Raw genomic sequence first — 21,978 nt, 5'->3', positions numbered from 1 at the left:
TCCGAGCCTAGTCGGATAAACCGCCTCTGGACAGGGACTTCTCCGTTCATGGCGCCGACAGTCGGCGCTCCATCACATCCATCCCGAGTCCCGCGACCTTCAACTGGTCGACCTCACCCGCGAAGGGGACGCTGGGCCCGGTGCGGACGAACCCGTGGCGTTCGTACCAGGAATGCAGCTCCGGCCGGGACTGCAGCACCTGGATCATCAGCACCTCCACCCCGGCCCTGCGCTGATGCTCGGCCTGGGCCTCGAGCAGGCGGGCGCCGAGGCCACGGGACTGGACCGAGGGATGCACGGCGAACAGGCCCAGCTCGGCCCGGTCGACCCCGTCGGCGTCGGTGGGCTCGCGGCGGGTGTAGCAGCAGCCCACCACCTCGCCGTCGGGTCCGTCGAGCTCGGCGACCAGCAGCGTCACCGAGGGATCTGCGAGCATCTCGCGGACCTCCTCCGCATCGGTGCGCTGCCCGGCCACCAGATGCGCTTCGGTGGTCCAGCCGCCCTCTCCTCGATAGGCGGCCTGCACCAGCATGGCCAGGGCGTCGGCATCATCGTCGTGGGCGGCGCGCAGCTGGAGGCCCGTGTGCTGCCCGGCCTCGAGGGACGACATCATCATGAGGAGATCTTCCCTGCCTGCTGGAACTCGGTGAGCAGCTCGTGACCGTCGGGCGCAGCGAGGGTGAGCGGGGAGGCGTCGGCCTGCGTCGATTCCTGGAGCGGGCGGCGCGAGCCGTGGGCGAGCAGCTGCTCGGGCTCGGTGAGCTGGCGGATCGCGATCGCTTCAACCAGCTCGGGGTGACGAGCGGCGAACTCGGCGTAGATCGTGGGATCGTGCTGGCCGTCGTCTCCCACCAGGATCCACCGCAGGTGGGGCAGCTCGGCGGCGAGATGCTCGAGGGCACGGTGCTTGTGCTCGGGACCGGAGCGGAAGAAGCCCGTGTTGGTGGGGCCCCAGTCGGTCAGCAGCAGCGGCCCGTCGGGATAGCCGTTGCGGTAGAGGAAGCGCTTGAGCACGGGGAAGACGTTCCACGCGCCGGTGGACAGATAGAAGACCGGCATCGCCGGGTGTTCGCGCACCAGCCGCTGGTAGAGCATCGGCATCCCCGGGACCACCTGGCGGGAGGACTGGTGGACGACGAAGGCGTTCCAGAAGGCCAGCAGCGGGCGTGGCAGCCAGGTCACCATCACGGTGTCATCGATGTCGCTGACCATGCCGACCTCGGTCTCCGGTGAGAAGACGACGACATCCGCGGTGACCTCGTTGCCGGGCACGGTCCAGAGCACGGCCTGATGGTGGCCCGGCGGCAGCGAGACCTCGAGCATGGCGTCCACGATGCCGGTGCGGTCCGCACGCGTGGTGAACTGCTGATCGCCCAGGAGGACCTGCACGGTGCGGTGCGGTGCGACCTGGCCGGCGAAGTTCCGCCAGCCGCGCACCGCCATCGTGCGCAGGTCGTGGACGGGCTGATCGTGGAAGTCCGCGGGGGTGCCGGGAGAGGCGTACTGCACCTTCGCCAGCACCCGCACCCTCTCGGTGGAGCCGTAGCCGTGGAAGGGCTGCAATCGCAGATCCCAGCTCAGCCGGCGCAGGGCGTGGCCGACCGCGGTGTTCTTGACGTCCTCGATCCGTGACGCCCAGTGCGGGCGGTCCTCACCGCCGCGTGCGGTCAGCGAACGGAGCCCAGCGCGGGCCGAGGTGAGTCGTGCGGTGATGCTCACCGGGTGTCAGAGGCCGCGGGCCATCTTCAGCCAGGCCCCATCGGTATCGCCCTCGACGATCTCCCAGCGGTCGCCCGTGTCGACGAACCCGAGCGCCTCGTACAGGGCGCGGGCGCCCTTGTTCAAGGGGCCGACGTACAGGGTGATCGTGTCGGCGCCGTCCTCGCGGGACCAGTCGAAGACCGCCTCGGCGAGCTTCCCGGCGATTCCGGAATGGCGGGAGTTCGGGGTGACCCACATGGCCTGGAGCTCGCGCTCGTTGGCGGGGGAGTCCTCTTCGCGCCGTACCGCCACCACGGCGACCGGCTGACCATCCTCGACGGCCAGGAACCAGGCCGCATCGCGCACGCGCTGCTCCCAGACCGAGTCCTCATACGTGGATTCCTTGTCCCAGCTCTGCCCGAAGGCGGCGGGGTCCGTGCTGAGGGACCGAAGACGGATCTCGCGCACGAGCGACCAGTCGTCGTCGTGGGCGCGGATAATGTCGGCCATGGGTGTCCTCCTGAGCCGTCGTTGCGTGGTCACGGGCCATCATGCCCTGGCGATCATGCTCTCGCGCTGCCACGGGCACCGCATGCACTCCCGCCCACAGTGTACGTTCCCCGACGGTTCTGCGCGCACGGCGCCGCGACCTTGGCACAATGGGTGCATGTCGCCCATACGTCTGCTCACCGTCTGCACCGGCAACATCTGTCGATCCCCGGCGGCTGCGGTGATGCTGCGTGCCGCGATCCTGGAGAACGGCCTGGTCGGGAAGGTGGAGGTGGGGTCTGCCGGCACCAGCTGGGAGGCGGAGGGGATGCCGATGGATGAGCGCACCGAGCTTGCGCTCGAGCGAGCCGGCTACTCGCGCCCGTTCGAGCACAGCGCCCGCACCATCCACCTGACCGAGCTGCTGGGGTGGGACCTGGTGCTGCCGATGACGGCGGATCACGCCCAGCTGCTGCGGCGGATGGTCGAGCAGGCCCCGAAGGACTCCGCCGTCCCGGAGGTCAGGATGTGGCGACGCTTCGAGCCGGACGCGGACCCGGCGGCGCCGCCCACCCAGATCGCCGTCGAGGATCCCTGGTACGAGGGGCAGGGGGCGTTCGACCGCACGATCCGTGAGATGCGCAAGAGCGTGCCGGGCATCATCGCGCGTGCCCGAGAGCTGCTCGAGGAGCGCTGAGAAGGACGAGCTGAGCTCGCCGGCCGGGCTGGCACCTCAGGCGTCAGTGTCGTGCTTCCCGGTGCTGCGGCGGCTGTGCCAGGTCGCGCCGACGAAGCCGGCGGTGGTGAGGAAGCCGATGCCCAGTGCAGCGATCAGCACCTGGCGCATCTGGCCGAAGCCCGAGCTGGGATCGTTCGAGATCGCGTTGAACAGCCTGACCACCGGGCCGCCCTCGTCGTGGCCGGCCGCGGACTGCGGTGACATCGGCGGGGGAGAGCTCGGCGTCTCCGTCCCGACGTCGCTGATCTCTGGGGACTCGCTGCTCTCGCTCTCCACGGCACGGCTGCTGGTCGGCGGTGCCGACGGAACCTCGGGGGCGGGCTGAGCGGGATCGGGCTGAGCGGCATCGGGCTGAGTGGCGGGCTCGACGGGCGCGGACTCGGGATCCGCAGGCGTCGTCGTCGGCTCGGCATCAGGGCCGGTCTCGGTCTCGGTGTCCTCGGCGGGGACGTCCTCCGGGGCCTCCTCCGTGTCCGGCGTCTCCACGGGGGTCTGCTCCGCCGGCGGCGTCGTGCCCTCCGTCGGCTCGGTGGGCGTGGTCGACTCGGTGGGTTCGACCGTTGCGGTGGGCTTCGGCGTCTCCGTCGGTTCCGGTGTCTCGGACTCGGTGGGGTCGTCCGTCAGGGTCTCGTCCGGTTCAGGACTCAGAGAAGATTCAGGGAGAGTAGGGGTGGGGGATTCCTGGTCCGACCCACCCGTGCTGCTGTCTCCGCCGTGAAGGCCACCGGGGGTGGCGATGGCAGGAGGTGTGCTGCTCGGCGTGTTGTCGCCGATCTCGGTGTCCGTCCCGGTGTCCGTCTCGGTTTCCGGGGCTGGTTCCGTGGCCTCCACGGGCGGGGACTGCTCCTCGCCGGGGCACTTATCGTCGAGAGAGGGGGTCTCGTGCTGAGAATCGTCGCCGTGCTGAGGATCATCGCCGTGCTGCGGATCTTCATCGTCCTGCGCCTCGTCGTCGGGAGCGTCGTCCCCGACGGTGGGCTCTTCGCCCGGAAGCTGCCCTGCGGCAGCGTCCCCGTCGGGCATCTGCGCTGGATCCTCCAGCGGGGTGCTGTCGGGCTCGGCAGGGGAGGACTGGGTGGTCCCGAGGTCCAGCACCTCGGCAACGGCGGGAGCGGCCGCGGCCGGGAGAGTCATGGCGAGGGCGGCGGAGCAGGCGCACAGGCGTGAGCGCAGTCGCATAGGCGTGGTCCCCTCCTCCATGGTCGCAAGCTCGGCGGCTGCGGTCGGCGTCATCTCCGGTGGGTCCGACGGAGCACATTACCCTACCGAACCTTTACTTTCGACCCCATCGTTCATGGCCACCGGGGTGCGCGCAAGGGTGCTGTGCACGGCGCCACGCCGGCGTGATCCACGCGATGTTGACTCTGAGTTGACCAAAGCTTTGCTATCTACCTGCATGAATGCTGGTCAACCCAAGATTCTCGGACGCCGCGATGCCCCGGAGGGATGCCGAGATCGCCTGCGGCGAACACCGGGGAAAACTTCCGAAAGCACGACGGCGGCACAGCGCGGGGCGGGCGTTCGCGGCATCGCATCGCACCGCGGGTGCCCGGAGCGGGAGCGGAGGGCAGAGGCCCGCAGAGGCGCGCATGAAGGCACCTGCGTGGAGAAGAGGGCGGAGCGCCGGGACCCCTCGCAGGGGCCCCGGCGCTCCGTCGGCTGCTGTCAGCTCAGTCCGCGAGGACCTCGTCGACCAGTGCCTTCGCGGCATCCTGCACCTGGCTCAGGTGCTCCTCGCCCTGGAAGGACTCGGCGTAGATCTTGTAGATGTCCTCGGTGCCGGAGGGGCGGGCGGCGAACCACGCCGACTCCGTGGAGACCTTCAGCCCGCCGATCGAGCCGCCGGCGGGCGCCTCGGTGATCGCCGAGATGATCGGCTCGCCCGCGAGCTCGGTCGCACTGACCTGCTCAGGGCTGAGCGCCTTGAGCTTCGCCTTCTGCTCGCGGCTGGCCGGGGCATCCATGCGGGCGTAGGCGCTCGAGCCGAACTCGTCGACCAGCTCGGCATGCAGCGTGCTGGGGGAGCGGCCGGTGACGGCCAGGATCTCGGAGGCGAGCAGCGCCAGGATGATCCCGTCCTTGTCGGTGGTCCACACCGAGCCGTCGCGCCGCAGGAAGGAGGCCCCGGCACTCTCCTCGCCGCCGAAGCCGACAGAGGAGTCCACCAGGCCCGGCACGAACCACTTGAAGCCCACCGGCACCTCGTACAGCTCACGGCCCAGCGAGGCCACCACCCGATCGATCAGGCTCGAGGAGACGACCGTCTTGCCGACCTTCGCGGTGGTCGGCCAGTCCGGGCGATGCGCGAAGAGGTACCGGATCGCGGTGGCGAGGTAGTGGTTGGGGTTCATCAGCCCGCCGTCGGGGGTGACGATGCCGTGGCGGTCGGAGTCCGGGTCGTTGCCGGTGGCGATGTCGTACTCGTCGCGCTTGTCGAGCAGCGACGCCATCGCCCACGGGCTCGAGCAGTCCATGCGGATCTTCCCGTCGCGGTCCAACGTCATGAAGGACCAGCGCGGATCCACCTCCGGATTGACCACGGTGAGGTCGAGGTCGTGCATCTCCCCGATCTCGGCCCAGTAGTCCACCGAGGCGCCGCCCAGCGGGTCGGCACCGATCCGCACACCGGCTCGGCGGATCGCCTCGATGTCGACCACGTTCGGCAGGTCCGCCACATAGGTGTGGAGGTAGTCGTAGCGTCCGGCGTCCTGGAGGGCCTTCTGCCGGCCATGCCGACGCACTCCTCGCAGTCCCTCCTTCAGCAGCTGGTTCGCCCGGTCGGCGATCCACGACGTCGCGTCCGAGTCGGCGGGACCGCCGTGGGGAGGGTTGTACTTGAAGCCGCCGTCGCGCGGGGGATTGTGGCTCGGGGTGACCACGATGCCGTCCGCCCGGCCCGGGTCGTCCGCGGCCCGCCCGCGGTTGTGCGTCAGGATCGCGTGGGAGACGGCCGGGGTGGGGGTGTAGCCGTCCAGCGAGTCGACCTGGGCGGCGACGTCGTTGCCGATCAGCACCTCGAGCGCGGTGTCGAAGGCGGGACGGGAGAGGGCGTGCGTGTCGCGGCCGACGAACAGCGGCCCGCGGATGCCCTCCGCGGCGCGGTATTCGACGATGGCCTGCGTGGTCGCGGCGATGTGGTCCTCGTTGAACGCCACATCGAGCGAGGACCCCCGGTGCCCGGAGGTGCCGAAGGCGACGGCCTGATCGGGGTCCGCAGGATCCGGGTGGAGGTCGTAATACGCGTCGAGGAGCGCATCGACGTCGACGAGATCCTCCTCAAGTGCCTTCTGGCCTGCACGGGGGTGCATGATCACCACTCCATCCTCGAGTTCGGGGTCGTCACGACACTCTAGGTCAGGACGACGCTCCAGGTACCGAGTATGACTGCGGGCTGAGACGGCTCGCAGTCCCGAGGGGTCAGGACCGCCGCGACTTCACCAGCAGCACGATCCCGATGATCGTGAGCACCAGCCCGATCAGGCCCGCGATCACGCCGATGATCGGGCCGATCAGCAGCGGGGCCGCCATCGAGAGCATGCTGTACGGGCCGAGGTGGGCGGGGGCGTCGGTCCCGGTGCAGGAGACCGTCACCGTGGTGTCCTCGAGGGCGGCGACACCGAGCACCTGGACGTACTGCGATCCGTCGCCGAAGGTGGTCTCGGTCGAGCTGGGCACCGTGGTCACCGCTCCGGGCGTCGAGCCCTCGGCGGTGCATTCTGCGGCGGCCGCATCCGCCAGGGGCACGTACACGATCAGCATCTCGTTGGCGGGGACCTCGATGTCAGCGGTCGGCCCCTGCATCGGGACCGGACCCTCGGCGGCGTCGCCGACGAGCGAGCCGACCGACCACACGATCCCCCCGATCGTCGCGGCGGGACCGATCACGAGCAGCAGCACCAGGCCGATGATCAGCGGCCACAGCCCGCGTCGTCTGTGAGGGGATCCGCCGGATCGGCCGGAGGCGCCGGGTGCCGAACGGACGGAGGCCGGCAGCGGGCCGGTCTGCGGCGCATAGGGGTCGGTGCCGAAGGTGCCGTAGCTCGGGGTGCCGTAGCTCTGGGTGTCGTAGGCCTGCTCGCCGTAGGTCTGCTCGCCATAGTTCGGGGAGCCGTGCACCGAGCTGCCGTCGTTCTGCGTGCCGAACTGCGGCGCCGCTTCCGCTCCGGGAGCGGCGGAGGTCGGCCCGGGCAGTCCGTAGCTGGGGCGCTGGCGCGGTGCGGGCGTCGTGGACTCACCGTCGGACATCGGGGCTCCTTCTGGGTACGGCACGGAACGACACAGGATAGTGGCCGATCCTCCGAGGACACCGAGTCCCCGGACAGCAGACGGGGCGTTCAGCGCGACGTCATCGCCAGCATCGTCCCCACCAGCGCCGCGCCCACCACAGCGCAGGCCAGCGGAGTGGCCAGCCAGATCAGCAGAATCCTGCCGGCGACCTGCCAGCGCACGTTCCGCAGTCCCTGGGCGACCCCCGCCCCGACCACGCTCGACGCCAGCGCATGAGAGGTCGAGATGGGAGATCCGACGCCGAACAGGCTCAGCGACATGGTGGCCGCGGCGGAGGTCTCCGCGGCGAGGCCCTGCGCGACGGTCAGGTCGGTCAGGTGGCGGCCGAGCACGCGGATGATGCGATGACCGCCCACCAGCGTGCCGAGCCCGATCGCGAGGGCGACCGCGACCATGAGGGCCGTCGCGAACGACGGGGAGCCGCCGGTGGCGGCGAAGGCGATCACGATCACCGCGAGCGGCAAGCGGGAGTCGTTGAGCCCGTGCCCCGTGGCGACCGCGCCGGCGGAGACGGTCTGGGCGAAGCGCAGATGGCCCCGCCGCAGTCGTTCATGCCGGCCCAGGCCCATCACGAGCTGCATCAGCAGGTAGGCGATCGCCGCGGACAGCACTGGACCGACGAGGGAGACGACCAGCAGCACCCCGAGCCGCTCCCAGGCCGCTGGAGCTCCGATCGCGAGCGAGACCCCCAGCGTGGAGCCGAAGAAGGCGTGCCAGGTCGACGAGGGCATCCCCAGCCACCAGGTGAGCAGGTCCCAGCCGATGGTGGTGAGCATGATCGAGATCAGGGCCAGCGCGAGCACATCCGGCTGCCCGGAGGTCGTCTGCGTCAACGGTGTCATCCCCAGCAGCCGCAGCGCCCAGGGCGTCGAGACGACGATCAGCATCATTCCCAGCAGGGCGCCCAGCACGTTGAGGATCGCGGCCATGGTCAGCGCGGTCGACTCCGGCAGCGTGCGGGTCGTGATCGTCGTCGTGACGGCGTTGGAGGCGTCGTGGAAGCCGTTCATGTACGCCATCGCGATCGCCAGGACGACGACCAGCACGAGCAGGACCGTGGTCACTCAGGCGTCCTTGACCCGCAGCAGATCGGCGAGCCGTGCGATGCGCTCCTGCAGAGCGATCGTGTGCCGAATCGACTCGGAGACGTCGTGCAGGGGCAGCAGCTCCTGCACGGAGCCGCCTCGCGAGTACAGCTCGCCGAGCGCCCTGCGCACCAGCCGTTCCCCCTGCCGGGTGAGCTTGCGGACCTGGCCGTAGTAGTCGCCTAGCTCCCGGATGCGGGACAGCTTCCAGCTGGCGGCGACCGTGTACTCGGCCGCTCGCTCGATGCCCTTGGCCGCATCCAGCAGGGGCGTGGGCAGCTGTCCCACGCGGGAGGTGATCAGGAGTTCCGCGGTGTGCTCCATCGCGTCCACAGCGTCGGCCATGGTGAGCGCGAGGTCGTACAGCAGCTCGGCCTCGTACGGGGTGATCAGCGACTGGACGAGCCGCTCGGCGATGCGTCGGCACAGCTCCTCGGCGACGGTGGCCTGCTCATGCAGCCGCGGCGCGATCCGGGTGCGCTCACGGTACCCGTGGCCGAGCAGCTTCGAATGGGTGTCGGAGGCCTGCACCAGCAGCTCGGCGAGCTCCCCGAAGAGGTCATACAGCGGACGCTCGGTGCGCTGTGGGAAGAACCGGGAGAAGAACTGCACCACCTCGGGTCGCCTCCTCGCGCCTGGGGCGCACGACGTCGCTGCGGCCCCGGAGGGCTGCGCGGACCGTTTTCATGATGATGAGGCGCCGGACCGGGATGCGCCTGTCGGCGCGAAGGCCGCTCGAAGCGGCAAATGTTGGAGCCCGGGGCAACCGCGGCCCGGCGCCTGTCCATCGTAGGGCACAGCCCCGGGCATGAGGCAAATGGGAGGCGGCCGCGATATGGCGATCGCCTCAGTCATGCGCTCGGCTGAGCGCTGCAGGCGGACGTCAGTCCAGCGGGCCGGGCTCAGTCCAGCTGGCCGGCCTCCGCATAGCGCCCTGCCGCGGAGAGCTCCTCGCCGGTGCGCAGGAGCCGCTCGGCCTGCCGGGTCCTCGCATCGCCGCGATCCTCATCCGCCAGGTGGGCGGTGCCGTGGGCGATGATCGTGGCGACTGCTCCGGCTCGGCGCAGGGCGAGGCCGAGATCCCCGGTGAACGCACCGCGCAGGATGTCGTCCATGGTGCGCTGGACCTGCTGGACGTCCGGCGGCTCGGCGAAGCCGGAGAGATACCGCAGCCCGGGCACCGTGCGAGAGCCCGCACGGTAGCGGAGCACCACCTCGTCGCCGACCTGCTGCACCCAGGTGTGCAGCACGTAGAGCCGCCACAGCGCCCCCGGCAGGGTCGAGGCAGGAGCTCCCGACCACAGGGCGCTGAGATCGGTCAGGCCGTCCTGGGCGGCCAGCGCCACGACGCGCTCGACGACCTCGGGATCGGAGCTGTGGAAGACCCCGTCCAACAGCGCGCGGGCGGAGTCGTGGGCCAGATCCGCCGATGCCGCGGGATCCGGCTCGCCGGGAATGGTCTCGGCGACCGAGGTGTACAGCGGGGCAGGTCGGCGGAAGCGAGGTGCGGAAGGACCGTTCGAGGACATGCTCCGCACCTTACGCGCAGGCGGCGATGACCCGCACTGCCGGACTCGCCGCATTACTGTGAGCGCATGACCATCCCCCGGCAGATCGGACCCGAGACCGGTCCGCGCACCGCCCTGCCCGACTACTCCCGCAGCAACGCGACGGTCGAGCGCATGGTCTCGGACCTGCGCCGGGGCAGCCGTCGTGCGAGCAGCCGCCCGGGCACGGCTGGCACGGTGCGGGCCCTGTTCCCGGTGGCTGCCACCCGGGACACCCTGCTGCGCGCAGTGGCCGCCGCGGTGCTGCTGGGGGGCACGGTGATCGCCGCGGTCGCGATCCTGCTGCTCGCCCTCGGGCGGGAGGACGGTCACGCGCCGGGCATCGGCCTGCTGATCGTGATGTTCGCGCTCGGCGGGATCGGGCTGATCCTGCTGGTGCTGGGGCTGCGATTCGCCCTGGTGGCGCTGGGCACCGCCCGCTCACGGGTGGAGATCACCGACCAGGGGCTGCGCGTGGTGGGCGCTGCCGGGTCCCGGGCGGTGCCCTGGCGCGAGATCATCGCAGTGGAGTCCCGGGTGGTCCATCCGGTGCACTGGCTCACCGCTGCGCTGCGGCTGCGCGACGGCTCCCGGGTGCTGATGCCTGCCTTCGATCGACATATCTGGACCTGGTCCCAGCCGTCAGGGCAGGACATCCGCACCCTGCGCCTCGAGCTGAGGAAGCACGAGAAGGCCGCCCGAGGTCCGTTCTGAGGCACGACCCAGCGAGATCACCCTTGCGGGAGCACCACGGAGGAGAGCCATGGAAGCACTGATGATGACCCTGGGATCGGGCTGGGTCAGCGGGGTCCGGCCCTATTTCATGGTCTTCCTGCTGGGCCTGTCGGGCAGGCTGCTGGGCCTCGAACAGGTCCCCGAGGTGCTGCAGCGCACCGATCTGCTCGTGATCACTGCGATCCTGCTGCTGGTGGATCTCGCGGCGGACAAGATCGCCTTCCTCGACTCCTTCTGGGACCAGCTGCACGTCGTGATCCGCCCGATCGCCGGTGGAGCGATCGGATTCCTGCTCGGAGGCGAGACGGACACCACCAGCGCCGTGGTGATGGCGGTGCTCGGTGCCGCCACCGCCTTCGGGTCCCACGCCGCCAAGGCGACCGCGCGCGCTGCCGTGAACGTCTCGCCCGAGCCGGTCTCCAACGCCCTGGTCTCCACCGGCGAGGACGTCGCAGCGGTGGTGATGGGACTGCTCACGATCCTGCTGCCGGCGCTCGCCGGCGTGCTCGCCCTCCTGCTCCTCGGCCTCGGCATCTACGCCATCGTGCGGATCCGGCGCGCCTACCGCGGGCTGCGGGAGCGGCTGCAGGCAGCCCGGGCGCGACGTGCCGACGGCGCCGACCCCGCGGTCTGAGACCGGGGGCCGACGCCGCCGGAGGTCGTGCTCGGGCTATGAGTACGGGCTGTGAGCTCAGGCTGTGAGCTCAGCCGGTGAGTTCAGGACGCGACGGGGCCGGGAACCTGGCTGACGCCGTCCTCCCACAGGGCCTGCGTCGCCTCGGCCACGCCACCTGCGTCCACATCGGAGACCTGGAGGATGCCCTCGTCATCCAGTGGGAGATGCCCGATCTTCCAGCTGCTGTCCGCCTCCACATGGAACATCAGCGGGATCGGATCCTGGGGGGCGGAGAGATCGGTGCGGCGCAGGGAGACGGTGCGCTCGTTGCCCTCCCCGAGGAAGGCCAGCACGATGTCGGAGACCGAGGCGGGCACCTGGTCGCTGCTCGGAAGGGCGGTGACCACGAAGGAGTCCAGCTCGTCCTGGGTGAGCATGAGGATGGCCTCGTTGGCCTTGATGATGAAGGCCATGCGCATCGCCTCGCCCTCTGCCAGCGCGATCCCCAGCCAGCGATCGGCGGCGGTCAGCGCGGTGGCGACCACCTGGCCCTCCTCCCCGAGCAGCCACTGGCCGTCCTCCGAGCGTTCGACCTTGCCCCGGGCACGGAGTCCCGAGGTCACGGCCGCGGTGACGAACTCCTGGGCGGCCTCGGGCGCCGAGCGCAGCCCGATCTGCTCCCGGGTGATACGTCCGTTCTCGGTGTCGCGCAGCCCGAGCATGAAGTCGATCTCGTAGGCCGTGTAGATCGTGACCTGCTCGTCGGTCGTGCTGGTCTCGGTCATAGGTCCCCCTGGGTGGCGTGGTCCGGACACGGAGGGCATCCGGAGGAAGTGTCACCGAAAGCATGTCAGATGCACGTCGGGTGCTCCACCGGTTCCCCGCAGTGCCCGGGATCTCGCAGTGCCCGGGAGGCCGTCGAGAGAGGGTTTGCTGCGAGTATCCTCCGAGCATGGCAGTGACCCTCAAAGATGTGGCACAGCGTGCCGGAGTCTCCGTCCCGACGGCGTCCCGCGTGCTCTCCGGGAGCACCTATCCCGTCGTCGAGGAGCTCCGCGAGCGGGTGAAGGCCGTCGCCCTCGAACTCGACTACGTCCCCAACGCCCAGGCGCAGGGACTGCTGCGCGGCAACACCGGCACCATCGGCGTGCTGGTGGGAGATGTCGGCGACCCCTACTTCTCCGAGATCGTCAACGGCATCCATGAACGGGCCACCGCTGAGAACGTGCTGGTCACCATCTGCCATACCGAGCGTGACCCGGAGCGCGAGCTGGGCTACTTCCGGATGCTGCAGTCGCATCGGGCGCATTCCGTGATCGTCGCCGGCTCGGGCCTGACCGATGAGGTGTACCGGCAGGGGATCGCGACCCGGGTGACGTCCTTCCGCGCTGCGGGCGGGCACGTCGTGGGCATCGGCACCCCGGTGGTCGAGATGGACCGGGTGCTGGTGGACAACCGCGAGGGGGGCCGGCTCATCGGCCGCCACCTCACCGAGCTCGGCCACCGCGACATCGCGCTGATCTCGGGGCCCGAGGCCCTGATCTCCAGCTAGGAGCGCTACGAGGGCATGAAAGAAGCCCTCGACGACGCCGGAGCCCGGCTGATCGTCCACCACGGCCCGTCGAATCGGGACGAGGGCTACCGCGCCGCCGGCGAGCTGCTGCGCGAGCATCCCGAGCTCACCGCCCTGCTCGGCACGGCCGACCAGATGGCGATGGGAGCCCTCGCCTATCTGCGGGACCAGGGACGCAGCGTGCCGGAGGACGTCTCCGTCGCCGGCTTCAACGACATCGCCGTGGCGCGCGAGCTCTCCCCCTCGCTGACCACCGTGCGACTGCCGCTGCGGGAGATGGGCAAGATCGCCCTGGACCTCGCGCTGGGCCGCGGTGGGACGCGGGGAGCGGCCGACGCGGACGGCACCGCCATGATCGAGCGCCATCTCGGCGTCGAGCTGGTGGTGCGCCAGTCCACCGGTCCGGTGCGCGCACGCTGAGCTGCACCCGTCACCGCTGTTCGAAGTCACCGCGGTTCGAAGGGCATCGATGACCGTCGACCCCGCGGACGCCCGCTCGAGCGATGTGCAGGTGCGCGAGGTGCGGGTCAGCGTCCGCGATGCGGCGCTGGGCCCGGAGCTCCTGCCCCGGATCCGGTGCGGCACAATGAGGCTCCGGAGCACGCAGAGTGGTGACCAGCACAGCGGCGACCGGCACTCAGGAGGTGGCCGATGCGCAGAGCGACGATCTACTCGATCGCGGAGAATCTGGGGGTCTCGCCCTCGACGGTCTCGCGTGCCTTCTCCCGCCCGGAGATGGTCAAGCAGTCCGTGCGCGAGCAGATCCTCGACACCGCGCGCGAGCTCGGATACACCCCCAACCGTGCGGCGCGGGGGCTGGCGACCGGGCGCACCGGTGTGATCGGCATGCTGGTCCCCGACGTCGAGAATCCCTTCTTCCCACCGCTGATCCGCGCGGTCCAGGATGCCGCGCGGGAGAAGGACGCGGAGCTGCTGCTGATCGACTCCGAGCTCAGCGCGAGCGCGGAGCAGGAGCTCGTCGCCCGGATCCGTCCGCAGGTCGACGGGCTGATCATCGCCTCCGCCCGCCTCCCCTCGAAGCAGCTGCACGACGTGCTCCAGGGGGTCCCGGCCGTGATCGTCAACCGTGCGGTGCGCTCTCTTCCTGCGGTGGTGTGCGACAACACCGCCGCCCTCCAGGATCTGGCCCAGCAGCTGCGTGGGCACGGCCATTCCCGGTTCGCGCTGCTGCGCGGTCCCAGCGCGTCCTGGGCTGCGACCAGCCGTGCCCGTGCCGTGCGGTCATGGGCCGAGAGCGCCGGGGTCGAGCTGGTGGAGCTGGGCCCCTTCGAGGCGCAGTTCGAGGACGGCCGCGCCGCGGCGCAGCAGATCATCGACGCCGATGCCACCGCCGTCTTCGCCTTCGACGACCTGATGGCCGCCGGCGTGATCGCCGGCCTCAGCGAGCGGGGGGAGCGGGTCCCGGCCGACCGCAGCATCGTCGGCTGCGATGACGTGCTGCTCGCCCGGACCATGACCCCGGGGCTGACCACCGTCGCCGCCCCCTTCACCGAGCTCGGCCGCGCCTCGGTCGAGGTGCTGAGCGAGGCCATCTCCGGCGGCCCGGCACGCACGGTGACCCTGCCGGGCACCACGGTGATGCGCGGGACCGTCGGCCCACCCCGATAAGCTCAGCAGCATGCAGGGGGACGGAACCACAGGCGCCGGTGCTGACACCGCCACGGTGGCGGAGCTCGGCGGCGAGAGCACGCGCGCGGTGTACCGGGACCTGCTGCGGTTCGGCCCCCGTTCCCGCAGCGAGCTGTCCCAGAGGCTCGGCCTCTCGGCACCCACCGTCACCCGCGTGAGCCGAGATCTGCTCGAGCGGGATCTGCTGCATCCGCTCGACATCGTGCAGCAGGCCAAGGGCCGGCCTCACGAGCCGCTCGACATCGAGGAGAACCGCGGCCCCCGCTTCATCGGGGTCAAGGTCACCGCCGACGAGGTCCATGCCGTGGTCACCACGGTGCGCGCGAACGTCCTCGAGGAGCTGACGCTGCCCTTGGAGGATCCCGCACCGCAGTCGATCCAGGAGACGATCCTCCTCGCCGTGGAGGCGATGATCGCCGCGCACCCCCACGTGGTCGGGATCGGGGTGGGCCTGGGAGGACTGGTCGCCGAGCGCCGCACCGTGGTCTCCGCGCACCTGCTGGGCTGGCGGGAGCCGGTCGAGCTCGCCGCTGCCCTCGAGGCCCGGGTCCAGCTTCCCGTGGTCGTCGAGAACGACCTGATCGCCATGGTCAGCGGCCTGCACTGGTTCGGGATGGGCCGGTCCTACGATTCCTTCGCCGTGCTCACCGTCGGTGCCGGGGTGGGGATCGCGACGGTGGTCGATGGTCGGATCGTGCGCGGCCGACACTACATGGCGGGGCTGACCGGACGGCTGCCCATCGGCGTCGGCCCGCACGGTGACCCGGTCGCGATCCGTGAGGTGGCCAGCACGCAGGCCGTGCTCCGTCGCGCCCGCGAGCAGGGCGTGCTCGCCGAGGGAGAGGGTGTCGAGGACCTGCGCACCCTGCTCGCGCGGGGACACGACGGCGCGCTCTCGATCGCGACGGAGATGTCGCGCGCGCTGGCCGTCGCAGCCGTCGGCCTGGTCGCGGTGGTGGATCCCGAAGCGATCGTGCTCGGCGGGGAGAACGTGGACCTGCTGCGGGCGGGCGCACCCACCTTCGAGGAGACCCTGCGCCAGGGCCTCGCCGGCTCCCAGCAGGAGCTCGCGATCCGCACCCTCAGCGGGGACTTCGATGAATGGGCGCGAGGGGTCGCCGTCATCGCCGTGCAGGCGTTCGTCGGGGTCGAGCCCTGAGGCGCGACCCCGACGTCGCTTCGTCGGCCGCCCGGGGTCATTCGAACAGGGCGTTGACCCGCTCGTTGAACGAGGCGAAGTCCGCGCCGTCGATCTGTCGCATCCAGCACTGGTCGATGGCGGTCTGCATGATCGACGCGATCGAGGCGGAGTTCTCCACCAGCGGGTACAGGCCGGTCTCCCCGTTCTCCACCCGGTTCGTGAACGGGGTGACGTCCAGGCCCGATTCGGCATAGCTGGCAATGGCCGCGGCGGTGCCCACGTCGGTGGACGGGAAGAACGGGGCGCGCTCGCCGATGATCTGCTGCGCCTCGTCGGAGACGAGGAAGGCGATCAGACGGGCCGCCTCCTCCTTGTGCTGCGACTGCTCGGAGATCGAGTCACCGAGGCCGTTGAACATCGATATCGGCGTTCCCACCGGCCCGGACGGCAGCGGGGCGATCCCCAGCTCCATGCCCTCCATGTTGTTGAACGTCGTGATCATCCACGACCCCGTCAGCGCCAGCGCTGCCTTGCCGGATTGCACCTGGGTCTGGGTGGGAGAGGAGTCCCCGAACACGCCGAACGGGGGGAAGAAGCCCTTGTCGACCAAGCCGAAGTACCAGTCCATGGTGGCGGCGAAGCGCTCGTCGTCATAGTTGAAATGCGTGCCCCAGGTCTCCGCATCGGTGAAGGTCCATCCGGTCGAGAGCGCGAAGGGCGACCAGCTGGTCTGTCCCGTGTAGTCGATCCCGGCGTCGGCGGCCATGCCGTAGCGTGCCACATTCGTCGGATCGAAACCCTCTTCGTCGCCGTGGACGCCGTTCGCATCGACGCTGAGGCGTGCGAGCATCTTCTCGAAGGTGCCGCCGTCCTCGGGGTTCCAGTCCAGCCCTTCGAGGTCCTCGGGGGTCAGACCCTCCTCGGTGAGCATCGCCTTGTCGTACATCACCGCGATGGTGTCGTAGTCCTTGGGGATGCCGTATCGGGCGCCGTCCTGACCGGTCCACAGCTCCTGCAGGCCGTCCTGGAAGTGCCCGGCCGAGATCGCGTCGAGCGGAGCCAGGCCGTCCAGCGGCGCGATCACCCCGAGCTTCACGAACTCCGGATAGCGAGCGAGATGGTCCGCGAAGGCGTCCGGGCCGGCCTCGGCCACGAAGCTCGCCGTCAGCTTCGTCCAGTAGTCGTCCCAGCCCAGCTGGGTGACCCGCACGAAGACATCGGGATTCTGCTCCATGAACCGATCGATCGCCGCGGAGTAGGCGGGGAGCTGGTTCGCATCCCAGAGCCAGTAGTCGATCTCGGTCGAGCCGGCCGGTCCGGAGACCCCGCCGCAGGCGGACAGGGCGCCGACGCCGACGGTGCCGGCGGCGAGAGCCGCCGAGCCCTGCAGCAGACGACGACGGGTCAGGGTGCTGCCGACGGCCGTGCGCGTCACGGTGCGGGCATGGTGATTTCGGGAGTTCATCTGGGGCACCTCACTTGATTCCGGTGAAACCGATGGAGTTGACGATCTTCTTCGCGAACAGCGCGAAGAGGATCAGCATGGGCGCGGCTGCGACCAGGGTCGCCGCCATCAGCCCCGACCAGTCCGGGCCGGTGCCGGGTGCCTGGGCGCGGAAGACACCCAGCGCCACCGTGAGCACCCGCGATTGGTCGGTGTAGGAGACCATCAGCGACCAGAAGTACTCGTTCCACGCGGTCATGTAGGTCAGCAGAGCGAGGGTGGCCAACGGTGCGCTGGACATCGGCAGGATGAGGGTGAAGAACACCCGCACCTTGCTCGCGCCGTCGATCAGGGCGGCCTCCTCGATCTCGCGGGGGACGTTGTTGAAGAACTGGCGCAGGAAGAAGATCGCGAAGCTCGAGATGAACAGCGTGGGCAGCATGATGCCGAGCAGGGTGTCCACCAGGCCCAGGTTCTTGATCAGGATGAAGTTCGGCAGCAGGGTGAAGATCTGCGGGATCATCAGCGAGCCCAGGAACACCAGGAACACCGTCTCGCGGCCGCGCCAGCGCAGCCGGGAGAACGCATAGGCGGCCATCGCGCAGGAGAAGGTCTGCACGATGGTGATCACGGTCGCGACGATCACGGTGTTCAGCAGGTAGCGCCAGAAATTGATCGAGGCGCCGCTGCCGCCCTGGGAGATCGCCGTCTCCACGTCCTGGAGGCCGAAGACGCGCTCGAAGCCGCCGACGTTCAGACCCACCGGGAGCAGGCTGGACGGATCGGTGGCCAGAGCGTTGTTGCTGGACAGTGCGGTGCGCAGCATCCAGTAGAAGGGGAACAGGGTGATCAGCAGGAAGATCACCATCGCGGTCCAGGCCGCGATCTTCCCCCAGGGGACCTGTGTCCGAGGGCGCCGGGGCGCGGGTCGATCCGGGGTGCCGGTGCGGCGCCCGGCGCCGTCGGTGACGGTGCGTGATGTCGTGGTCATCGTCTCAGTCCCCTCAGTCCAGGTCCGACTTGCCGGCATTGCTCATCCAGTACTGCGTGAAGGTGACGATCATGAGGATCAACAGCAGCGCGACGGACAGCGCCGAGGCGTAGCCGAACTCGTACTCGGCGAAGGCGTTCTGGTAGATGTACATCTGCAGCACGCGGGAGGCATCGGCCGGACCGCCCTGGGTCGTCACCGAGACGGTGTCGAAGACCTGGAACGAGCCGATGATCGTCATGATCAGCACCAGCGCGAGGATGGGCCGCAGCAGCGGGATGGTGATCCGCCGGAACATGGCGATCTCGCCGGCGCCGTCGGTGCGGGCGGCCTCATAGAGGTTCGCCGGGATGGACTGCAGGCCCGCGAACAGCAGCAGCGCCGTGTAGCCCATGTGCCGCCACACGTTGACCAGGGCGACCGTCGGGATCACCCAGGTCTCGCTGGCCCAGAACGAGACCGGGTCGAAGCCGATCCACTGCAGGAAGATGTTGAAGATGCCGAGCTGGGTGTCCAGGATCCACAGGAACACGATCGCGGCGACGACATTGGAGACGAGGAACGGGGCGAGGACCAGCGAGCGCAGGATCGTGGACTGGGTGAGGCGCTGCATGAGCACCGCGATCACCAGCGCCACGGCGGTCTGCACCGCGATGTTGATGGCGACGTACAGCACGGTCACCCTCAATGAGGTCCAGAAGATCGGATCGGTCAGCAGCTGACGGTAGTTGGCCAGCCCCACCCACTCGGGCGGGGTGAGGGTGGTGTACTCCGTGAAGGAGTAGTAGATGCCGGTCAGCAGCGGCCACACGAGGAACACCAGCAGGCCGACGGAAGCGGGCGCGATGAACATCAGCGCCAGCTTCGTGTCGTCCTTCCGGCGGCGTGCGGGGGGAGCCGACCGTGTCGACGTCGTCACGGTGGACATGGCTTCCTTCTTCCTGTTGGGGGTGGTGGAGGCCCGGAGGATCCGGGCCGCGACGGGGGAGTGGTCAGCGGTCTGCCGCGGCGGCGTCCGACGTGACGGGCTCACGGGTGAGGGAGAACAGCACGCCCTGCTCGGGATCGATCAGAGGAGCGGCGAGGCCCGAAGTGCTCAGCACCGCGCCGGGCAGGAGCAGCCCGTCCTCTTCCTCGGCGCGCTGCCACCAGGGCGGCAGGGCCAGGCCGGTGGGGCGCTCGCCGGTCAGCAGGGGACGGATCCGGTAGCGGGCGCGGGCATCGAGCCCGGAAAAGCGCAGCCGCTCGTGCTGGGACTCGGAGGACCGCCCGACGGCGGTGAGGGCGAACAGCGCCTCCGCCTGGTCCGGGGCCACCACTCCGTACATCCACAGCGGGCTGCTGCCGCGATCCGCGCGCACCAGGTCACCGGTGAACAGCAGCTCACGGTGCTCCTTGTAGAGCGTGATCCACTCCCGCAGCTCGTCCAGCTCCGCCGCGGTGGCCTGCGCCAGGTCCCATTCGATGCCGAGGTGCCCGAACAGGGCGGACAGCCCTCGGAAGGCGAGGGTGTGGAGGCGTCCGGTGGTGTGGGAGCGGCCGGAGGCGATGTGGCTGCCCATCAGCTCGAGCGGGATCAGCTGGGAGGTCCAACGGTTCATCTGCTGGCGGTCCAGCGGATCGATGCAGTCCGAGACCCACACCCGGTCGGTGTGCTCGAGCACCTCGAGGTCCACGCGGGCTCCGCCCGAGGAGCAGGATTCGATCTCCAGACCCGGGTGGGCCGCCTTGAGCTCGTCCATCAGGGCGTAGGTGGCCAGGGTCTGCTCATGCACGGCGGCCCGGCCGGTCTCACGGGTCGCGGCCTCCAGCAGGTCACGATTGTGGTCCCACTTGAGGTAGCCGATCTCGTACCGGTCCAGGATCGCCATCATCTGGTCTCGGACATGGGCCTGGGCGGACGGGATCGACAGGTTCAGCACCTGCTGGTGCCGTGACTCCAGAGGCATCCGCTCGGGGGAGGTGGCCATGATCCACTCGGGATGGGCGCGGGCGACCTCGGAGTCCTCGTTGACCATCTCGGGCTCGAACCAGAGGCCGAACTCCATCCCCAGCCCTCGCACATGGTCGATCAGCGGGCCGAGGCCCTCCGGCCACACCTCGTCGGAGACCACCCAGTCGCCGAGCCCGGAGGTGTCGTCACGGCGGGAGCCGAACCAGCCATCATCCAGCACGAAGCGCTCCACCCCGAGCGCTGCGGCGCGGTCCGCGAGGTCTGTGAGCCGGGTCAGGTCATGATCGAAGTAGACCGCCTCCCAGACGTTGAGGGTGACCGGGCGGCGGGTGTCCACGTGCCGGGAGCGGGAACGCAGATGGCGGTGGAAGCGGGAGGCCACGGCATCGAGCCCCTCACCGTAGGTGGCATAGAGCCAGGGGCCCGCATACTCCTCCCCGGAGGCGAGCTGCAGCTCGCCCGGCAGCAGCAGCTCGCCGCCTCCGAGGACTCGTCGGCCGGTGTTGATCTGCTCGGCGAGATGGCGATGGTTGCCGGAGAAGGCGGTGTGCACACCCCACACCTCACCGCGGCGGAAGCCGAGCCCGGGGCGACCGGCGTGCAGGACGTGCGCCGCGTCCGCCCCGGTGCGACCGCGGCGGTTCTCGCGCAGGTGGGTGCCGACGGTGAAGGCGGAGCGCTGCGGGGTGCGCTCCTTCGCCCAGCGACCGGCGAAGTCCAGCAGCTCCTCGGCCTCGGCCGGGACCGGGACGGTGAGCGTCAGCTCGGCCAGCGCATAGGGGGACTCCGCGGTGTTGGTCAGGGTGGCGCGCATCCGCAGCAGTCCGGAGGGGAGCAGCTCGACCTCGAGGCCGAGGGCGAGGCCGAGCGCCGCGTCGGCCAGGGCGAAGCGTGCCGTGGCCGCTCCTGTCTCGGCGTGGGCGGCGGCCATCGGGGCACCGTCGAGGGTGACGCTCTCGGTGACCAGACGGGGTGCCCAGCCGGAGCCGTCCGAGCGCGAGCCGCTGAGCCCGGGCCGGCCGATCCAGCCGTCGCTCTGCTGGGGGATGATCCCGATCCGCACCGGGACGTCGACCGCATTCTGGGGGACGACGTCGACGGCCCCGTCGCACACGGCATCGAGCCCGTCGGCCCCGAGCTCGCCGAGGGCCGCGCCCCAGTGGGCGATCGCCGGCGCCCGCCCCTCGGTGACATCCAGGACCACCGAGACGTCCGAGGCGGTGAGGTGCAGGCGGTGCGTCGCACCGGGGCGCGGGGCGAGCACGGGATGATCGGTGGGAATCCGATGAGGGGACATCAGTGGCCTCCTGGATGCGGCGGGATGCGGTGCCGGAGGGTGGTCGACGTCGCGCCCTCCGAATAGTTACACCATGAAAGTAAATGGTGGTCCGCCAGTCGTCAAGAGCGGTGCGCCTCCGTCCCAGGTGGTGGGACCTACGATGATCCACGGTGCGCGAGCCCCGCGCCCAGCTCCCGGCACCGGGAGTCGCCCGTCCCGGGAGAGCTCGATGTCCGCCTCCGCCCCGGCAGTTCGCCCTCGCCCAGTTCCTCGCCCTGTTCACCTGGAGCGGGGTGGGCACCTACCTCGCCGTGCACGGGGCGACCTGGCTCGAATCCGCGCAGCTCGGCGGGCTGCCGGTGGTGCTCGCTTCGTGGTGCTGTGCGCCGTGGCGAACCTCTTCATCACCTCCGGCACGTCCATGGGGGGCCTGATGGCGGTGGTGTTCGTCCCGATGCTCGCCCTGACCGGGCTCGAGCCGGCCTTCGTGCAGGCGGCGTTCCGGATCGGGGATTCCTCCATCCAGATCATCACCCCGCTCAGCCCGTACCTCATCGTCCTGCTGGGGATGGTGCGCAGGTACGAGCCGGGTGCGGGCCTGGGCACGCTGGTGGCGCGCCTCGTGCCCTTCACCATCGTGTTCTTCACTGTGTGGGTGGCAGTGCTGCTGGTGTTCTACGGTCTGGACCTCCCGATCGGTCCCGCGAACGACATCCATCTGGAGTGATGCCCCGGGTTCTCGGAGCG

Annotated in this window: 19 protein-coding genes and 2 pseudogenes; 7 read left to right on the top strand and 14 right to left on the bottom strand. The window is 70.0% G+C overall.

Annotation, left to right across the window (positions count from 1 at the left end):
* Positions 1-46: 46 nt before the first annotated feature.
* Genes Q0937_RS05305 through Q0937_RS05295 form a run of 3 tightly spaced genes read right to left on the bottom strand, consistent with a single transcriptional unit; the run spans position 47 to position 2,211 of the window.
* On the bottom strand, positions 47-616 hold the full coding sequence (locus tag Q0937_RS05305) for a GNAT family N-acetyltransferase (RefSeq protein WP_299300458.1): 570 nt from the start codon (positions 614-616) through the stop codon (positions 47-49).
* Positions 613-1,719 (bottom strand): App1 family protein, encoded by a 1,107-nt coding sequence (locus Q0937_RS05300; RefSeq protein ID WP_299300456.1) that lies wholly within the window; start codon positions 1,717-1,719, stop codon positions 613-615. Before Q0937_RS05300 ends, Q0937_RS05305 begins: the two co-directional genes overlap by 4 nt.
* A gap of 6 nt (positions 1,720-1,725) precedes the next feature.
* Positions 1,726-2,211 (bottom strand): GNAT family N-acetyltransferase, encoded by a 486-nt coding sequence (locus Q0937_RS05295; RefSeq protein ID WP_299300454.1) that lies wholly within the window; start codon positions 2,209-2,211, stop codon positions 1,726-1,728.
* A 157-nt stretch (positions 2,212-2,368) separates the two neighbouring features.
* Between Q0937_RS05295 and Q0937_RS05290 the strand changes: the two genes are divergently transcribed.
* The gene (locus Q0937_RS05290) at positions 2,369-2,887 is read left to right on the top strand and encodes a protein tyrosine phosphatase (RefSeq protein ID WP_299300452.1); all 519 of its coding nucleotides are present in this window, start codon (positions 2,369-2,371) and stop codon (positions 2,885-2,887) included.
* A gap of 36 nt (positions 2,888-2,923) precedes the next feature.
* Here Q0937_RS05290 and Q0937_RS05285 read toward each other — a convergent pair whose 3' ends face one another.
* The 6 genes from Q0937_RS05285 to Q0937_RS05260 all read right to left on the bottom strand — a co-directional run bounded on the left by Q0937_RS05285 (position 2,924) and on the right by Q0937_RS05260 (position 9,830).
* Complete coding sequence (locus Q0937_RS05285; protein ID WP_299300450.1) at positions 2,924-4,162, bottom strand: hypothetical protein; 1,239 nt, start codon at positions 4,160-4,162, stop codon at positions 2,924-2,926.
* A 437-nt stretch (positions 4,163-4,599) separates the two neighbouring features.
* Positions 4,600-6,237, bottom strand: coding sequence for a phosphoglucomutase (alpha-D-glucose-1,6-bisphosphate-dependent) (gene pgm / locus Q0937_RS05280; RefSeq protein WP_299300977.1), 1,638 nt, complete (start codon positions 6,235-6,237; stop codon positions 4,600-4,602).
* Between the two features lie 109 nt (positions 6,238-6,346).
* Positions 6,347-7,174 (bottom strand): hypothetical protein, encoded by an 828-nt coding sequence (locus Q0937_RS05275; protein WP_299300448.1) that lies wholly within the window; start codon positions 7,172-7,174, stop codon positions 6,347-6,349.
* Positions 7,175-7,263: 89 nt separating this feature from the next.
* Positions 7,264-8,280, bottom strand: a complete 1,017-nt coding sequence (locus Q0937_RS05270) for an inorganic phosphate transporter (protein WP_299300446.1) — start codon at positions 8,278-8,280, stop codon at positions 7,264-7,266.
* Positions 8,281-8,916, bottom strand: a complete 636-nt coding sequence (locus tag Q0937_RS05265; protein WP_299300444.1) for a DUF47 family protein — start codon at positions 8,914-8,916, stop codon at positions 8,281-8,283. It lies immediately after the preceding gene.
* Positions 8,917-9,203: 287 nt separating this feature from the next.
* Complete coding sequence (locus Q0937_RS05260; protein WP_299300442.1) at positions 9,204-9,830, bottom strand: hypothetical protein; 627 nt, start codon at positions 9,828-9,830, stop codon at positions 9,204-9,206.
* Between the two features lie 66 nt (positions 9,831-9,896).
* Between Q0937_RS05260 and Q0937_RS05255 the strand changes: the two genes are divergently transcribed.
* Both Q0937_RS05255 and Q0937_RS05250 read left to right on the top strand, forming a co-directional pair.
* Positions 9,897-10,562, top strand: a complete 666-nt coding sequence (locus Q0937_RS05255) for a PH domain-containing protein (protein ID WP_299300440.1) — start codon at positions 9,897-9,899, stop codon at positions 10,560-10,562.
* 49 nt (positions 10,563-10,611) lie between these two features.
* A complete protein-coding gene (locus tag Q0937_RS05250) occupies positions 10,612-11,217 on the top strand; it encodes a DUF4126 domain-containing protein (protein ID WP_299300438.1) in 606 nt (201 codons plus the stop codon).
* An 83-nt stretch (positions 11,218-11,300) separates the two neighbouring features.
* Here the strand turns inward: Q0937_RS05250 and Q0937_RS05245 are convergent, their stop codons facing one another.
* Entirely contained in the window at positions 11,301-11,984 is a 684-nt protein-coding gene (locus Q0937_RS05245) for a hypothetical protein (RefSeq protein WP_299300436.1), read from the bottom strand.
* Positions 11,985-12,046: 62 nt separating this feature from the next.
* Between Q0937_RS05245 and Q0937_RS05240 the strand changes: the two are divergent.
* From Q0937_RS05240 to Q0937_RS05230, 3 genes and pseudogenes are all read left to right on the top strand, one after another.
* A pseudogene (locus Q0937_RS05240) lies at positions 12,047-13,192 on the top strand (LacI family DNA-binding transcriptional regulator).
* Between the two features lie 231 nt (positions 13,193-13,423).
* Entirely contained in the window at positions 13,424-14,401 is a 978-nt protein-coding gene (locus Q0937_RS05235; RefSeq protein WP_299300434.1) for a LacI family DNA-binding transcriptional regulator, read from the top strand.
* A 10-nt stretch (positions 14,402-14,411) separates the two neighbouring features.
* Positions 14,412-15,581 carry an ROK family transcriptional regulator gene (locus Q0937_RS05230; protein ID WP_299300432.1) on the top strand — a complete coding sequence of 390 codons (1,170 nt, stop codon included), beginning with the start codon at positions 14,412-14,414 and terminating at the stop codon, positions 15,579-15,581.
* 37 nt (positions 15,582-15,618) lie between these two features.
* On the opposite strand, the gene Q0937_RS05225 is transcribed toward Q0937_RS05230, so the two are convergent.
* The 4 genes from Q0937_RS05225 to Q0937_RS05210 form a co-directional block, all read right to left on the bottom strand.
* Positions 15,619-17,028 (bottom strand): ABC transporter substrate-binding protein, encoded by a 1,410-nt coding sequence (locus Q0937_RS05225; protein WP_299300430.1) that lies wholly within the window; start codon positions 17,026-17,028, stop codon positions 15,619-15,621.
* Between the two features lie 10 nt (positions 17,029-17,038).
* Positions 17,039-17,998, bottom strand: a complete 960-nt coding sequence (locus tag Q0937_RS05220) for a carbohydrate ABC transporter permease (protein ID WP_299300428.1) — start codon at positions 17,996-17,998, stop codon at positions 17,039-17,041.
* 13 nt (positions 17,999-18,011) lie between these two features.
* Positions 18,012-18,926 carry a carbohydrate ABC transporter permease gene (locus Q0937_RS05215; RefSeq protein ID WP_299300426.1) on the bottom strand — a complete coding sequence of 305 codons (915 nt, stop codon included), beginning with the start codon at positions 18,924-18,926 and terminating at the stop codon, positions 18,012-18,014.
* A 64-nt stretch (positions 18,927-18,990) separates the two neighbouring features.
* Positions 18,991-21,249: an alpha-galactosidase gene (locus Q0937_RS05210; protein ID WP_299300424.1), complete on the bottom strand. Its 2,259-nt coding sequence runs from the start codon at positions 21,247-21,249 to the stop codon at positions 18,991-18,993.
* A gap of 152 nt (positions 21,250-21,401) precedes the next feature.
* Between Q0937_RS05210 and Q0937_RS05205 the strand changes: the two are divergent.
* Positions 21,402-21,958: pseudogene (locus tag Q0937_RS05205) on the top strand (AbgT family transporter).
* The last annotated feature ends 20 nt before the right edge of the window (positions 21,959-21,978 follow it).

Source organism: uncultured Brachybacterium sp. (genome assembly GCF_947500705.1).
GTDB lineage: Bacteria > Actinomycetota > Actinomycetes > Actinomycetales > Dermabacteraceae > Brachybacterium.
This window is presented reverse-complemented; position numbering and strand designations above follow the sequence as displayed.